General features: G+C 47.1%; 13 protein-coding genes. 11 read left to right on the top strand and 2 right to left on the bottom strand.

All coding sequences use genetic code 11. The features are described from left to right. The first annotated feature begins 127 nt into the window (after positions 1 to 127). The 6 genes from B3S86_RS10360 to B3S86_RS10335 all read left to right on the top strand — a co-directional run bounded on the left by B3S86_RS10360 (position 128) and on the right by B3S86_RS10335 (position 8,349). Complete coding sequence (locus B3S86_RS10360) at positions 128 to 1,339, top strand: NAD(P)/FAD-dependent oxidoreductase (RefSeq protein WP_023469134.1); 1,212 nt, start codon at positions 128 to 130, stop codon at positions 1,337 to 1,339. 81 nt (positions 1,340 to 1,420) lie between these two features. Next, complete coding sequence (locus B3S86_RS10355) at positions 1,421 to 1,738, top strand: YuiB family protein (protein ID WP_035406048.1); 318 nt, start codon at positions 1,421 to 1,423, stop codon at positions 1,736 to 1,738. Between the two features lie 101 nt (positions 1,739 to 1,839). Continuing rightward, positions 1,840 to 2,697, top strand: coding sequence for a glucose PTS transporter transcription antiterminator GlcT (glcT, locus tag B3S86_RS10350; RefSeq protein WP_035406051.1), 858 nt, complete (start codon positions 1,840 to 1,842; stop codon positions 2,695 to 2,697). A 217-nt stretch (positions 2,698 to 2,914) separates the two neighbouring features. Continuing rightward, the gene (ptsG, locus tag B3S86_RS10345; protein WP_290752189.1) at positions 2,915 to 4,438 is read left to right on the top strand and encodes a glucose-specific PTS transporter subunit IIBC; all 1,524 of its coding nucleotides are present in this window, start codon (positions 2,915 to 2,917) and stop codon (positions 4,436 to 4,438) included. Between the two features lie 129 nt (positions 4,439 to 4,567). Then, on the top strand, positions 4,568 to 6,679 hold the full coding sequence (ptsG, locus tag B3S86_RS10340) for a glucose-specific PTS transporter subunit IIBC (RefSeq protein WP_290752186.1): 2,112 nt from the start codon (positions 4,568 to 4,570) through the stop codon (positions 6,677 to 6,679). Positions 6,680 to 6,831: 152 nt separating this feature from the next. Next, positions 6,832 to 8,349 carry an MDR family MFS transporter gene (locus tag B3S86_RS10335; RefSeq protein ID WP_290752183.1) on the top strand — a complete coding sequence of 506 codons (1,518 nt, stop codon included), beginning with the start codon at positions 6,832 to 6,834 and terminating at the stop codon, positions 8,347 to 8,349. A 108-nt stretch (positions 8,350 to 8,457) separates the two neighbouring features. Here B3S86_RS10335 and ptsP read toward each other — a convergent pair whose 3' ends face one another. After that, complete coding sequence (gene ptsP / locus B3S86_RS10330) at positions 8,458 to 10,182, bottom strand: phosphoenolpyruvate--protein phosphotransferase (RefSeq protein ID WP_290752179.1); 1,725 nt, start codon at positions 10,180 to 10,182, stop codon at positions 8,458 to 8,460. A 352-nt stretch (positions 10,183 to 10,534) separates the two neighbouring features. Between ptsP and B3S86_RS10325 the strand changes: the two genes are divergently transcribed. From B3S86_RS10325 to B3S86_RS10315, 3 genes are read left to right on the top strand one after another with little or no spacing between them, the layout of a single operon-like run. Further along, positions 10,535 to 11,947: a leucyl aminopeptidase gene (locus B3S86_RS10325; RefSeq protein WP_290752176.1), complete on the top strand. Its 1,413-nt coding sequence runs from the start codon at positions 10,535 to 10,537 to the stop codon at positions 11,945 to 11,947. Further along, complete coding sequence (locus tag B3S86_RS10320) at positions 11,944 to 12,114, top strand: hypothetical protein (RefSeq protein ID WP_156358998.1); 171 nt, start codon at positions 11,944 to 11,946, stop codon at positions 12,112 to 12,114. Before B3S86_RS10325 ends, B3S86_RS10320 begins: the two co-directional genes overlap by 4 nt. Next, the gene (locus B3S86_RS10315; protein ID WP_035406068.1) at positions 12,095 to 12,763 is read left to right on the top strand and encodes a DUF429 domain-containing protein; all 669 of its coding nucleotides are present in this window, start codon (positions 12,095 to 12,097) and stop codon (positions 12,761 to 12,763) included. Before B3S86_RS10320 ends, B3S86_RS10315 begins: the two co-directional genes overlap by 20 nt. Here the strand turns inward: B3S86_RS10315 and ytvI are convergent. Continuing rightward, a complete protein-coding gene (ytvI, locus tag B3S86_RS10310; RefSeq protein ID WP_056062778.1) occupies positions 12,743 to 13,867 on the bottom strand; it encodes a sporulation integral membrane protein YtvI in 1,125 nt (374 codons plus the stop codon). The two genes, B3S86_RS10315 and ytvI, sit on opposite strands and share 21 nt — an antisense overlap. A gap of 89 nt (positions 13,868 to 13,956) precedes the next feature. On the opposite strand from ytvI, the gene B3S86_RS10305 reads away from it, so the two are divergent. Continuing rightward, positions 13,957 to 14,142 carry a hypothetical protein gene (locus B3S86_RS10305; protein WP_056062777.1) on the top strand — a complete coding sequence of 62 codons (186 nt, stop codon included), beginning with the start codon at positions 13,957 to 13,959 and terminating at the stop codon, positions 14,140 to 14,142. Continuing rightward, the gene (locus B3S86_RS10300) at positions 14,108 to 14,995 is read left to right on the top strand and encodes a MazG nucleotide pyrophosphohydrolase domain-containing protein (RefSeq protein WP_231496827.1); all 888 of its coding nucleotides are present in this window, start codon (positions 14,108 to 14,110) and stop codon (positions 14,993 to 14,995) included. The genes B3S86_RS10305 and B3S86_RS10300 overlap by 35 nt, the downstream gene beginning before the upstream one ends. Positions 14,996 to 15,011 lie beyond the last annotated feature (16 nt).

Below are 15,011 nucleotides of genomic sequence, written 5' to 3'. Positions count from 1 at the left end.
CTTAAAAAGTGTTTCAATAGGCTTATAGACATGTGAACATTATTTGAACAAAGTTTTTGAACATTCGTCTGTAATTGAATGTGAAGAAAATCACAACAAAACTACGATTCGTAAGGAGTATCAGAACATGAACACACCTAACATTGTTATTCTTGGAGCGGGCTACGGTGGATTGATCACAGCAGTCAACCTTCAAAAGAAACTCGGCGTCGATCAAGCGAACATCACGTTGATTAATAAACACGACTATCATTACCAAACAACTTGGTTGCATGAACCAGCTGCAGGTACGATGTCTGCGGAGCAAGCACGCATCTACATCAATGATGTCATCAACCCATCACGCGTCAAACTTGTCAAAGGTATCGTTGAGAAAGTCGACACGGCTGCTAAAACGGTTCTTTTACAAGATGGCGGAACAGTTCCTTACGATTACGTCGTCGTTGCTCTCGGTGGCGTTCCTGAAACATTCGGTATCAAAGGATTGAAGGAACACGCATTAACGATCAGCTCGTTGAACAGCGTCCGTAAAATCAAGGAACATATCGATTACTCATTCGCACAGTACAAAACAACAGGATCACAAGATCGTTCACTCTTGACGATCGTCGTCGGTGGTGCTGGATTCACAGGAATCGAGTTCATGGGTGAGCTCGTCAACCGTATTCCAGAACTGTGCAAACAATATGATATCCCACGCGAACTCGTTCGTGTCGTTAACATCGAGGCAGCGCCAACAGTCCTTCCAGGATTCGATGCTGATCTCGTCAACTACGCACACAAATGGCTTGAGCGCCAAGGCGTCGAGTTCAAACTCGGTAACGGCATCAAGGAATGTGGACCAGGAAGCGTCACGTTCGGTCCGCTTCAAGGCGACACGACTGAAACGATCGAAGCAAGTACGATCATCTGGACAGGTGGCGTCAGCGGTAACCCTGTCGTTGCAGCATCTGGTTTCGAAGCGATGCGTAACCGTGTCGTCGTCGAAGAAGATCTTCGTGTTCCAGGACACGATAACGTCTTCATGATCGGTGACTGTTCAGCAGTCATGGATCCAAGTTCGAACCGTCCGTACCCACCAACTGCACAAATCGCGACACAACAAGCACACAAAGTCGCTGAGAACATCGCAGCACTCATCGCGGGTCGTCAAACATCGACGTTCACGTACGAGAACAAAGGAACGGTCGCTTCACTTGGTCATAAAGATGGCATCGGCATGGTCTTCGGTAAGAAGATTTACGGTCGTAACGCATCGTTCATGAAAAAAGTCATCGATAACAAACACTTCTTTGAACTGAAAAAACTTGGTCTTGCGATCAAAAAAGGGAAGTTCTAAGTTCACGTTTTAGGCAAATGTACACTCGTGCATTTGCCTTTTTTGTCGGTTATACTAGAAGAGATTCAAAGGGGGAACAGTATGCATATCATTCAAGCCGTGATCGGGAGTGTGCTTTATCTCGTCATGTTCTTTAGTATCGGATTCATTTTAAACATGTTGTTACGGAGTACATGGGTGATGCTCGTACTCTATCCGATCATCCTCATCATGATGATCGATAACCAATCTACGCTCGAATACTTCACGAATGCTCGTGAAGCGATTCCGAATCTTGGGGACCGGATTGCTGGACTGCAGGCAGCGGATATCACGATGTTCGCAGCTGGGTTTGCTGGAATCATCATCGCCGGTCTATCGATTCGCTTCTTGCGTAAGAGCGGTTACCAAATGTTTTAAAGTCTACTTGAGTAAGTAGGCTTTTTTCGTGCTTGAAAAACCGTTATAATAAAAACAATGTCTTTAAATAAATGTGTAAGAGCAGATTGGGTTGAGAGCGAATGGATAAACAAATGTACCACGTTATCAAGGTATTGAATAATAATGTCGTCATTTGTTCAACTGGTGCGAATCAGGAAGTCATTATCCTCGCGAAAGGGATTGGCTTCGGTCGGAAGCCAGGCGATCAACTGACAGATCTCGACAAGTTGGAAAAAGTCTACACGTTGAAGGATAAAGAAGAACAGGATCAATATAAGGCGCTCGTCGGTCACCTCGATGAAAATTTCATCGCGTTGATGAATGAAATCGTTTCAATGATCGAGACACGGTTTGGGAAAAAAGTCGATGAACATATCCATATCGGATTAACGGATCATTTGACGTTTACGTTCAAACGACTGGAACAAGGAATGGAAGTCACCAATCCGTTTCTTGCCGAAACGGAAGCCTTGTATCCGGAAGAGTACGCACTTGCAGAAGAAATCGTCGAGTTCATCAGTGCCGAGATGAATTTTTACCTGCCTCCAGCCGAGATAGGATTCATTGCACTTCATATTCATTCTGCGACGAACTTCAAAGACGTACTTGAAGTTAACCGCCATCATCAGCTCGTCGGTTTAATTGCTAGTCATATCGAACAGCGACTGGAGATTAAAATCGACCGAAAATCGCTTGATTACAAGCGTCTGATTCGGCATCTTCGTTCAGCGATTGAAAGGGTTTCCAATGGGGAGTATCTAGAGGCTCCAGAAAAAGTAGAAAAGCTATTGCGTGAAGAATATCCGCTATGCTATGATACTGCTTGGGAGCTGATGTCCATCATGGAACGTCAGTTGAAGAAAGCGGTACCGCGCGGTGAGGCGACGTATCTTACGATGCATCTGCAACGCTTAGTGCAGTACGATTCAGGTAAATGACCGCACGGACTACGTGTTACTGATACGATCAGGCATGAGTGGGATGTCGGGCAAGAAGCTTTATTTCCGTTATGCAACGGGATAAGTCTATTGTCTACAATCCGCTCGTGCCTGATTTTTTTCTGTAAAAAAACGGTCAGATGTCTGACTTTTTTCGTCTCAATCATTGGCATTATTCATCATACTTCGCTCTTAACAGGAAAAGGAGGAAACACACATGTTTAAACAGATTTTTGCTGTTCTTCAACGTGTCGGTAAAGCGTTGATGCTTCCTGTAGCGATTTTGCCAGCTGCCGGTATCCTACTCGGATTCGGTAACGCGATGCAAAATCCGAACTTGACGTCAAAACTCGAGTTCTTAAAAAATGATGCAATCATCAAGGTTGCAAAATTGATGGAAGCAGCTGGGGATATCATCTTCGGTAACTTAGCACTCTTATTCGCGGTCGGTGTCGCGATTGGTCTTGCAGGGGACGGCGCAGCCGGACTTGCGGCAATCGTCGGATTCTTGATCATGAACAAAACAATGAGCGTATGGCTCGGCGTTACACCTGAAATGGTTGCTAACGGTCAAGGATATGCAAACGTACTCGGTATCCCAACACTTCAAACTGGGGTATTCGGTGGTATCATCATCGGTCTAATCGCAGCTTGGGCGTACGGGAAGTATCATAATCTCGAATTGCCACAGTTCCTTGGATTCTTTGCTGGTAAACGTTTCGTTCCAATCGTCACAGCAGTTGTTTCATTGGTTGCAGGTCTCGTTCTCGTATTCGTCTGGCCGTTCGCGCAAGATGGATTGAACACGTTCTCTCACTTCATGATGGAGAAAAACCCTACACTCGCAGCATTCGTCTTCGGTCTCATCGAACGTTCGTTGATTCCATTCGGTCTTCACCATATCTTCTATGCACCATTCTGGTTCGAATTCGGTTCGTATAAGAATGCAGCAGGAACAGTCGTTCATGGTGACCAAGCGATCTTCTTCGCACAATTGAAAGACAACGCAAAATTAACAGCTGGTACGTTCATGACTGGTAAATTCCCGTTCATGATGTTCGGTCTTCCAGCAGCAGCACTCGCAATGTACCACGAAGCTCGCCCAGAGCGTCGTGCAGTCGTTGGTGGTCTTCTTGGATCAGCAGCACTTACAGCATTCTTGACAGGTATCACAGAGCCAATCGAATTCGCGTTCTTATTCGTAGCTCCAATCTTGTTCGCAGTTCACGCAGTTTTCGCAGGTCTTTCGTTCATGACAATGCAATTGTTGAACGTTAAGATCGGTATGACATTCTCTGGTGGTTTGATCGACTTCCTTCTCTTCGGTGTTCTTCCAGGACGCACGCAGTGGTGGCTTGTCATCGTCGTCGGTCTTGCACTTTCTGTCATCTACTATGTTGGATTCCGTTTCGCAATCCGCAAATTCAACCTGAAAACTCCAGGTCGTGAAGATGCAGTTCAAGAGACTTCATCTGCTCAAGGTTCTGAACTTGCTGAAGGTATCCTCGATGCACTCGGTTCAGAGTCGAACATCAAACACTTGGATGCATGTATCACACGTCTTCGTGTTGAGGTTCTCGACAAATCGAAAGTCAACAAAGATGAGTTGAAAAAATTAGGTGCTGCTGGTGTCCTTGAAGTTGGTAACAACGTCCAAGCGATCTATGGACCGAAATCAGACAACATCAAGTCTGAGATTCAAGCTGTCATCACGTCACGTAAACAAGAAAAAACAGTCTAATGTTTTTTAAGATGAGTCCTTCTGCGGAAGGGCTCATTTTTTTTTCGAAATCGTTTAGAATCGTTTTGCACTAGAATATTTTAGGGTATGAATTAAGTAGTTTGTTTAAAAAAAGGAGGGAATATGCGCATGTGGAAAAACGTGTTTGGTGTCTTACAGCGAATCGGTAAGGCCCTGATGTTACCGGTAGCGATTTTGCCGGCAGCGGGATTATTGCTTGCGTTCGGGACAGCGTTTCAAAACCCGAACTTAACACAATATTTACCGTTTCTGGAGAACGATTCGCTTGTCGTCATCTGGCGAGTCATGCAGGATGCGGGTGACATCATCTTTGCGAACCTCGGATTATTGTTCGCTGTAGGGGTCGCGATTGGCCTTGCGAACGGAGAAGGGGTCGCCGGCTTAGCAGCCATCGTCGGTTTCCTGATCATGAACAAGGTCATCAGTTCATTCTTGCAGATTACACCAGAAAAAATCACAGAAGCACAAAAGGCGAGTGATTTGTCGTATGCGACGGTCCTTGGGATACCGACCTTGCAAATGGGGGTATTCGGGGGGATCATTGCCGGTTTGATAGCAGCGTACAGTTATAATAAATTCTTTAAAATCAAACTGCCTGATTTCCTTGGATTCTTTGCAGGTAAACGTTTCGTTCCGATTGCGACCGCCTTGTTCAGTCTTGTCGCAGGTTTTGCTTTGTCATATATTTGGCCACCGATCGGAACAGGCATCAATACGTTCTCCAAAACAATCATCGAAGCGAACGAACCGTTGTCTGCCTTCATCTTTGGACTCGTCGAACGTTCATTGATTCCGTTCGGTCTTCACCATATTTGGTACTCAAGCTTTTGGTTCCAATTCGGTGAATATACGGATAAAGCAGGAACGATCATCAATGGGGACCAGCGAATCTTCTTTGCACAATTAAAGGACGGTGTACCATTTACAGCAGGGACATATATGACTGGGAAATATCCATTCATGATGTTCGGTTTGCCAGCAGCCTGTCTTGCAATGTACCATACTGTCGCAAAAGATCGTCGAAAAGCTGTTGAAGGTCTTTACTTCTCAGCTGCATTGACGTCTTTCCTAACTGGGATCACGGAGCCAGTCGAGTTCTCATTCGTATTCGTTGCACCGCTTTTGTTCGCTGTGCACGCTGTTTTCGCAGGTCTATCGTTCATGATTATGGACTTGCTAAACGTTAAGATTGGGATGACGTTCTCCGGCGGATTAATTGACTACACGTTGTTCGGGATTTTACCGAATCGCACTTCGTGGTGGCTTGTCATTCCAGTCGGTCTCGTTTTCGCCGTCATTTATTACTTCGGTTTCCGTTTCGTCATCACGAAATTCGATCTGAAGATTCCAGGACGTGAAGCGATTAAAGAAGGTGCTGCGACATCGACGGCACAAGCAGGTGATCTTCCGTATGAAATCCTGCAGGCGTTTGGTGGTCCATCGAACATCAAGCACCTCGATGCCTGTATCACGCGTCTTCGGATTACCGTCAATGATAAATCAGGTGTCAACAAGGATCGCTTGAAAGAGCTCGGTGCTGCCGGTGTCCTTGAAGTCGGAGATAACGTCCAGGCAATCTTTGGACCGAAATCCGATGGGATCAAGTCAGAAATGGCAGATATCATGAAAGATCCAAATTACAAACCGAAAGAGACACCGGAAGCTGATCCGATTCCACAAGTTCCAACAGGAGATGAAGCGCGAACTTCTGGATCGGGTACAACCGATACGGGACCACTCGCTGGAGATCGTGGTGGTGCTTATGTGCCTGAAGATGGATACGTCGCACCACTGAGCGGTATCATTCGTTCTCTGGATGATGTACCGGATCAAGTATTCTCCGGTCGTATGATGGGTGACGGATATGCGATCGAACCGACGGAAGGATATGTCGTCTCTCCCGTCTCTGGTGAGATCACAACCTTCTTCCCGACGAAACACGCAATCGGTATTCTTGCAGATAATGGAGATGAGATCTTAATTCACATCGGTATTGATACAGTGTCACTTGAAGGAAAAGGATTTGAGGCATTAGCGAAAGCTGGAGATCGTGTCGAACCGGGGACACCACTTCTCAATGTCGATCTCGAGCAAGTACGACCACTCGTGCCATCGTTACTGACACCGATCATCGTCACGAACATTGGCGATCGAAAAGTCGACGTCGATGTCGGAAAGACGGTCGAAGCCGGAGAAGCGATTTCGTATCGTGTAGAGTAAAGGAAGAAAAGCGACGGATCGTCACGAACGATCCGTCTTTTTTATGTGAAAATATCATAAAGCATATTTGATAGTGAGATTTTGCACATATGATGATACAATGAGTTAGCTATTATAAGAGTTAGCTAATTTTTTAGAAATGAGGTGCGTCGATGTCTTCGACTACAACAAAAACGAATACGACACCTGTCGTCATCGGATTATTGATTGGGATTTTAGTCGCAGCGATGGATAACACGATCGTTGCGACGGCGATGCCGACGATCGTCAGTGAACTGAATGGGTTTGATCAGTATGCTTGGGTCACGTCGGCTTACATGATCGCAACCGTTGCCGGGATGCCGATTTTCGGTAAATTGAGCGACATGTATGGAAGAAAACGCTTCTTCCTCTTTGGGATGCTTATCTTCATGATAGGGAGTATCTTGTGTGGAATGGCAGACTCAATCATTGAATTATCTGCGTATCGTGCCTTGCAAGGGCTTGGTGGCGGTGCGTTGATGCCGATCGCCTTTACGATTATTTTTGATATCTTCCCACCGGAGAAACGTGGGAAAGTCAGTGGATTGTTCGGAGCGGTCTTCGGGATTTCGAGTATCTTCGGACCGTTGCTTGGTGCCGTATTGACGGATTCCCTCGACTGGCGCTGGGTATTTTATATCAACATCCCACTCGGATTGATTGCCCTTGGTCTCGTGACGGTCTTCTATCAGGAATCACCAGTTCACCGGACACAGAAAATCGACTACGTCGGTGCCTTTACGCTTGTTGCAGGATTGGTTTTATTCTTACTCGCGCTCGAAATGGGTGGGAAAGAGTATGCATGGTCTTCACCACAAATTCTTGGTCTGTTCGGAGCAGCACTCGTTGCGTTCATTGCCTTCGCATTCGCTGAACGCCGTGCCGCGGATCCCGTCATTACGTTCAGTCTATTCCGTCGTCGTTTATTTGCAGCAACACAAGGCGTTGCGTTCTTTTATGGATTCGTCTTCATCTCGGCCAGTGTGTTCATTCCGATCTTCGTTCAAGGTGTCTTTGGTGGCAGTGCGACGAACTCAGGTCTGATTCTGATGCCGATGTTGATTGCCTCAGTCATCTCGGCGCAGCTCGGTGGCCAGTTGCCGAATAAGTTTGGTTTCCGAAATGTCATGATCGTCTCAGCTGTCTTTTTCCTACTCGGTGTCTATCTCCTCAGTACAATGACGCTTGAGACATCGCGTACAGCGGTAACGATCTATATGATCATTCTTGGGTTCGGTGTTGGCTTCAGCTTCTCGTTGTTGAACCTAGCAAGCATCAATGGGATCGAGATGCAACGTCGTGGTGCTGCGACGTCGATGGGATCGACATTCCGGACGATCGGGATGACGCTTGGTGTCACGGTCCTCGGCATCATTCAATCACGAACGTTCACATCGGCTGTAGCGGATCGATTGCCGCAAGGTGGAGCGCCGTCAGGTGGGCAGTTCCCGACGGCAGCTGCGTTTGCGAAGATGCCACCAGAAGTCGCGACAGCAATCAAGACGTCGCTTGCAGAATCCATCTCTACCGTCTATTTCTGGGCCTTGATTCCAGCAGTACTCGGTGTCATCTTTATCTTCTTAATGGGGAACGAGCGTCCGATTTTAACGGAACAAGCGACCCCAGCGAAGAAAAAACAAGCTCAATAATCAGGTTTCAACAACGCCTTCTTTCTTATTTAAAAGAGGGCGTTGTTTTTTTGTTAATCGGTATAAAAAAAGACGAACCTGGATTACTCCAGATTCGTCTAACAGAAATTATTTTTTGATATCGAATGTCGTGCTGAGGAAGTCGACGACTTCTTCTGCTGTATCCATATCAAGCACTTGCTCGACGATTGCTTCACATTCTGACTTGTTGAGGCGTGTCATCAAGCTACGTGCGCGAAGGACAGATGAAGCAGACATCGAGAACTCATCAAGACCAAGCCCAAGAAGGATTGGGAGTGCCAATTCTTCTCCTGCCATCTCACCACACATGCCGACCCATTTGCCTGCTTTGTGTGCTTCTGTGATGACGTTGTTCAAGAGGTTCAAGATCGCAGGATTGAACGGTTGGTACAGGTACGATACTTTTTCGTTCATCCGGTCTGCCGCCATCGTGTATTGAATCAAATCGTTCGTTCCGACAGAGAAGAAGTCGACTTCTTTTGCGAACTGACGAGCCATGACCGCAGTTGCTGGGATCTCGACCATCATACCGACTTCGATGTCTTCTGATACAGTGACACCTTGACCTTGGAGATTTGCTTTCTCTTCAAGGAGAAGTGCTTTTGCAGCACGGAACTCTTCGATTGTTGCGATCATTGGGAACATGACAGCGAGTTTACCGTATGCACTTGCACGAAGAAGTGCGCGCAATTGTGTACGGAACAAGTCTGTTTGATCGAGACAGAGACGGATCGCACGGTAACCGAGGAACGGGTTCATCTCGTGTGGGAGATCAAGGTACGACAATTCTTTGTCGCCACCGATATCGAGCGTCCGAATGACGACTTTTTTATCGCCCATTGACTCGAGAACTGTTTTATATGCTGTGAACTGCTCGTCTTCCGTTGGGAATGTCTCTGCATCCATGTAGAGGAATTCTGTACGGTAGAGACCGACAGCTTCTGCTCCGTTTTCAAGCACGCCTTTGACATCGTTTGGTGTACCGATGTTTGCAGCGAGCTCGACGTGCTGACCGTCAGCCGTCATTGTTTTTTCGTTCTTGAGTTTTTTCCACTCTTCTTTTTGTGCGATGTATGCTGCACGTTTTGCTTCATACTCAGCGACTTGCTCTTCACTTGGGTTGACGATGACATCACCTTCCGCACCGTCAAGGATGAGAAGATCGCCGTGTTTAACGTCCGTCAAGACAACTTTTGTTCCGACGACTGCTGGGATTTCGAGTGAACGTGACATAATGGCAGAGTGCGATGTCCGGCCACCAATGTTCGTTGCGAAACCTTTAGCATACTTACGATTCAATTGTGCCGTATCTGAAGGAGTCAAGTCTTCCGCGATGATGATGACTTCTTCGTTAATTTGAGCTGGAGTGACGAACGTGATACCGAGAAGGTGAGCCATCGTACGTTTCGTGACGTCGCGGACGTCCGCTGCACGTTCACGCATGTATTCGTTATCCATTGATTCGAAAATCATGACCATCATGTTCGCGACTTCATCGAGTGCTTTCGCAGCATTTGCTTGCTCGTCCTCGATTTTTGCGTTCACCTGACTAACGATTTCCGGATCTTCTAGGATTAGAAGGTGAGCCGAGAAGATCTCCGCTTTATCTGGACCTAATTCTTTTAAGGTATTTTCACGAATGACTTCGAGTTCCGTCTTCGATTTTGCGATCGCTGCTTGGAAACGTTCTTTTTCCGCAGCCGCATCCTCGATTTTGTGCGATGGAATCTCAAAGACCGGTGTTTCCATCACGAATGCCTTTGCAATCGCGATCCCTGCAGAAGCGCCAATTCCTTTGATGTGTTGTGCCATGTGCATTACCCTCTTTTCAGTAAGTTTTTTTAACGCGACGACTTCGTTTCTTAGCTATCTATAGATACCCATAAACGCCTCTCTCTTAACGAGCCTTCTGCGCACTCTCCCTTGAATGAAAACGTAGACATTTCCCGGAACAGCAAACGCATCGTTTCTTGAAGTGTCTCAATATTTCACCTGTTTAATCCTATCATATTGTGAAACGGGCAACAATTGTTTGAAACCAAGCATTTCGACAAATTGGCAAACAAGAATCGTGTAAGCGTTTGCGATTCGTTGAGAGGCTATCAGTTGGAAAATGACTGAAAACACTTCATACTAATAGGTATTAGATAAAGGGGGAATTTTTATGCAAACGAATCAACCCGTAGACGTACTGATCGTCGGGATATCAGGGAATCAACCGTTTGATGAACGATTACAAGCACTGTATGGTGACAAACTAGAAGAGTGGGTCCGTCAAGGTGATATCTCAACGAAACGGGGAGAACTTCGTCTGTTGCCGACGTTATCGGGAGACGTCGCACGTGTGCTGTTCGTCGGACTTGGGAAAGTCGATCAACTCTCGCAAGACAACTTGCGCCGTTTGCTCGGAAAAGCCGCACAACATGTCAAAGCACGCCGCTTAGAACAGGTGACAGTCGACGCGACGACGTTTCCAGGTCAACCGGTCGAACTGATTGCTGAGACATTCACCCTCGCTACATATGAGGTCAAACATTATAAAACATCTCCTTCTAAAGCGTACACGCTTCATCTGACGGTCTTACCTTCTGAAGACGAGGCAGTGCGTCGCGGAAAAGCCTTAGGGGAAGCAACGAACTTGGCGCGACGTCTCGTAACGATGCCGGGAAATCTTTTGACGGCGCCAGCGCTTGCGGACGAAGCACGCTTCATCGCGGAGCGTCATGGACATGATCTCCGAATCATCGATAAGGAAGAGATGGAAGCACTTGGCATGGGTGCCTTGCTTGCCGTCAATCAAGGATCGGTCATTCCGCCGAAGTTGATCGTCCTTGAATACAAAGGCTCAGTAGAAGCACCGATTGCTGTCGTCGGAAAAGGTGTCACGTTCGATACAGGTGGTTATTCGATCAAACCAAAAGACGGGATCGTCGGGATGAAAGGAGATATGGGAGGCGCAGCAGCAGTTCTTGGTCTGTTTGAAGCACTCGGTCAACTCAAACCTGATGTTCACGTCATTGGCGTCATTCCGGCAACGGATAACATGATTTCTGGGGATGCCTTCAAACCGGATGATGTCATCACATCGATGGCAGGAAAAACGATTGAAGTCTTGAACACGGATGCAGAAGGACGACTTGTCCTCGCAGATGCAGTCACGTACGTGAAAGAGTACCAGCCGAAAGTCATCATCGACCTCGCAACATTGACAGGTGGTGTCCTTGTCGCCCTTGGAACAGAAATCACAGGTGCGTTGACGAATGATGCGTCACTTTACGAACGCTTTGAACAGGTGACGAAAGAGACGAACGAGATGGTTTGGCAAATGCCATATGTCGATGCGTTCATCAAACAAGTCCGCCGCTCAGATGTCGCAGATTTGAATAACTCACCGGGACGCATGGGACACATGATCTTCGGTGGTGCGTTCGTCGGGGAATTCGTCGGCGACACACCATGGTTGCACCTCGATATCGCGGGAACATCGGAACAGAATCAAGCGTCTGAGATTGGTCCAAAAGGAGCAACGGGTGTCATGGTTCGTAGTCTGTATCGATTCGTCGAGCAAGAAAAATGAGACGTTGGAATCTACTCGGCGTCTTGTTGACGATTCTTACCGTCGTCTGGTACTTGGATGCACGAGATCGTCTATCGCTCGGTCTTGCGACATTTATCGGTATCTTCACGGTCTTATCACTACTGCGTTCTTTCCGGGAGAAGACGAATGCACGTCATCGGGATTGATGCGGCAAAGGCAGGATGGGTCGTCGTCAGGTACGAAAATGAGACGTACTCAGGATCAATCGAACCGACGCTTGGACAGATCCCGCCAGCCGACCGAATTTGGATCGATATGCCGATCGGTTTGATGGAAGGACGACGCGAAACAGATCAGCTGTTGCGACAGGAACTACGCCCCGGACGAACGAGTAGTGTCTTTAATGCACCATTTCTCAGTGCGTTGACAACATCAAGTTATATGGAAGCAAATGATTTAGCGAAACAACATGCTGGTATCGGACTTTCGAAACAAGCGTGGTATCTATTGCCGAAAATCCGAGAAGTCCGTCATGCGTATCGATCTGAAATGATCGAATCACATCCGGAAGTCTGCTTTGCACGCCTCGCCGGTCATCCGGCACGTTTTTCCAAGAAAACAAAGGAAGGCATCGCGGAACGAATCGAATTACTTGAACAATACGATTGTCCCCCGTTATGGGAACAGCGTCAGCCGAACGTCGCGATTGATGATTGGCTTGATGCTTGTCTGCTTGCGACCGGTGCACGTTTTCCATGCGATTACTTTCCAGCAAGTCAACCAGTGGACACGGAAGGGTATCCTTTATATGCCGCTGTACCCAAAAAATCACCCTCACCGAAATGGTGTGGGTGATCCTTTCACGAAGTCCCAGATGTAATGGAAAATCTGTGCATTGTAGAGTGCTTTTAAGATGACGGCAATCAATGGTCCAAGGATTAACCCGAAGACGCCGAAGAATTTGATACCGACGAACAACGCAATCAATGCCGTAATCGGTTGAATGCCGATGTTATCGCCGACGATCTTCGGTTCCATGATGTTGCGCTGGAGAATGACGATGGCGTACAAAATGCCAAGTCCAATCGCAAGCGTCGTATCTCCAGTAATCACCGAGTAGGCGATCCAAGGCAGGAAGACGGAACCAGTACCGAGATACGGTAAGATGTCGAAGAAGGCAGCGATGAAAGCAACTGCGAATGGATGATCGACACCAATGATGAACAAACCAATCAAGACGATGAAAAACGTGATCGTGATCAACGTGAGCTGCGCTTTAAGATAGCCAAATAAGGCAGATCGTAAGCTCAAGAAGACCGACTCGACACGAGCGAACCAAGGAAGCATCTCGTAGCGCTTCAATCGCATTTCGTACTGGTGCCAATCCTTTGCGATGAAGAACCAAGCGAGTAAGACGATGACGAAAATCAACGCAATCGATGGCAAAGTCGCAAGAACAGATTGAAGCATCATCGCAACACTTTTTGAGCCTTCTCCAATCGCACTCGCAAGCGAACTACCGAGCGATTGAATACTGTTTTGGACCGTATTTTGTTGGGATGGTTCTAATGAACGTAATGCTTCGGACGCATCGTTCCAAATCGGTGCCAGTTTTTCGTTATATAGCTTTTGGAAATACAGACTCAACTCTTGGATTTGTGCCGGTAATTGATTGGCGACAAATACGAGACCGCGAATCAACTGCATGATGATCAAGGCAAGCGAACCGATCAATAAACCACTGATCAAAATGATGGACAACAACGCACCCCATCCACGATTGATCCGTAATCGCTTTTGAAAGAAATCGACGAGCGGACGGCTGAAAAGAGCAAGCAGAAACGCAAAGACAAACGGGTACAAAATGGACGAGAGGCGGATGAGTAACCATCCAACAGCTACGAAGGCGAAGATCACCGTCAAGAACCGGGCCATTTGCCAAAGACGTTCAGTCGACACAAGCAACACCTCTTACTGGATTATGTAGAATTGATATCATCATATCATGTTTAGGTAGGGAACGAGTCATTCAAAAGGAGGAGAAAGCGATGCGTAAAAGAGAAATCGGATTATTTGCTGCATTGATTGCTGCGACATCCGTTGGAATCCGAGAATGGAAGAAAAATCAGGCGTTTGCCAAACGTGTCAAACAAGAGACGGAGGCGCAAGTACGTCAAGCAATCGTGGAGGATCAGACAGATGGAACAGATGAAGATACTGCAACAAAAGGTTGATGCGACGATTCGTTCACTCGGAGGTTATTTTCGACCGCTATCTGGTCTCGCACGCTTGACAGAAGAAATCGGTGAAGTCGGCGAAGCACTCGAACAAAGAGATCAAGAAGCTCTTCGTTCAGAACTTGTCGACGTTTTGATGATCTCGACGTGTCTTGCCAATCAATACGTGACGGATCTTGCGGTGCAACATGAGACACTCGGAACGGTAAACGATGATCAGGATGGTTCCTTTTATCGACTTGTGCATGAAGCTGGTCAAGTCGCACGCGTCATGAATGGATACGAAGGGGATAAACCGCCTAAAGCGAAGGATACAATTGTTCCAATCGGTCATTCTATCGCACGTCTGCAACGGGAATTATTTCGTTTAGCACGACCACTTCAACTCGATTTACTGTCGGAAATCGATCGGACGAATGAAAAGAATCTCAAGCGGGATAAAACACGCTTTGCCTTGACACGTGATCCCATTACCGAAAAAACGATTGATCACTTCCGGAGTGCGACAGGAAGTGAGGCACGTCTCTGGGGAGCCCCTGCGTACGAAGAGGATCAAACGCTAAAGGAGAATATGGAGACGGCACTCCCTTCGCTCCGGCGTTTCCTACGTTGTGCAACGATTGAAGGAATCGAGGCGTTCGTCTTCGAAGCACCGATGGAACGCTCGCGTAGTCTAGTTGAGGTCAAAGAGCTGGCAGATGAAATGGGGCGTTTGATCAAGGAACGGACACCGCTTGACTTTAAGGACTCACCATATCGGTTGGAAGTCTTTGCGCCACAACTCGGTCCAGTCTCGCCGTATCATGCGGAAGACGACTATCGGATGTTTCTTGTTTTCTATGTCGATTAAAAATAAGCCGCTTGCT

The sequence above is a fragment of the Exiguobacterium sp. UBA3968 genome (genome assembly GCF_002385115.1).
Taxonomy (GTDB): Bacteria; Bacillota; Bacilli; order Exiguobacteriales; family Exiguobacteriaceae; genus Exiguobacterium_A.
This window is presented reverse-complemented; position numbering and strand designations above follow the sequence as displayed.

Coding starts and splice junctions, on each gene's coding strand:
- ptsG (WP_290752186.1), top strand. CDS start 4,568: ATGTGGAAAAACGTGTTTGGTGTCTTACAGCGAATCGGTAAGGCCCTG.
- glcT (WP_035406051.1), top strand. CDS start 1,840: ATGGATAAACAAATGTACCACGTTATCAAGGTATTGAATAATAATGTC.
- B3S86_RS10300 (WP_231496827.1), top strand. CDS start 14,108: ATGGAACAGATGAAGATACTGCAACAAAAGGTTGATGCGACGATTCGT.
- B3S86_RS10320 (WP_156358998.1), top strand. CDS start 11,944: ATGAGACGTTGGAATCTACTCGGCGTCTTGTTGACGATTCTTACCGTC.
- ptsP (WP_290752179.1), bottom strand. CDS start 10,182: ATGGCACAACACATCAAAGGAATTGGCGCTTCTGCAGGGATCGCGATT.
- B3S86_RS10325 (WP_290752176.1), top strand. CDS start 10,535: ATGCAAACGAATCAACCCGTAGACGTACTGATCGTCGGGATATCAGGG.
- B3S86_RS10305 (WP_056062777.1), top strand. CDS start 13,957: ATGCGTAAAAGAGAAATCGGATTATTTGCTGCATTGATTGCTGCGACA.
- ptsG (WP_290752189.1), top strand. CDS start 2,915: ATGTTTAAACAGATTTTTGCTGTTCTTCAACGTGTCGGTAAAGCGTTG.
- B3S86_RS10360 (WP_023469134.1), top strand. CDS start 128: ATGAACACACCTAACATTGTTATTCTTGGAGCGGGCTACGGTGGATTG.
- B3S86_RS10335 (WP_290752183.1), top strand. CDS start 6,832: ATGTCTTCGACTACAACAAAAACGAATACGACACCTGTCGTCATCGGA.
- B3S86_RS10315 (WP_035406068.1), top strand. CDS start 12,095: ATGCACGTCATCGGGATTGATGCGGCAAAGGCAGGATGGGTCGTCGTC.
- B3S86_RS10355 (WP_035406048.1), top strand. CDS start 1,421: ATGCATATCATTCAAGCCGTGATCGGGAGTGTGCTTTATCTCGTCATG.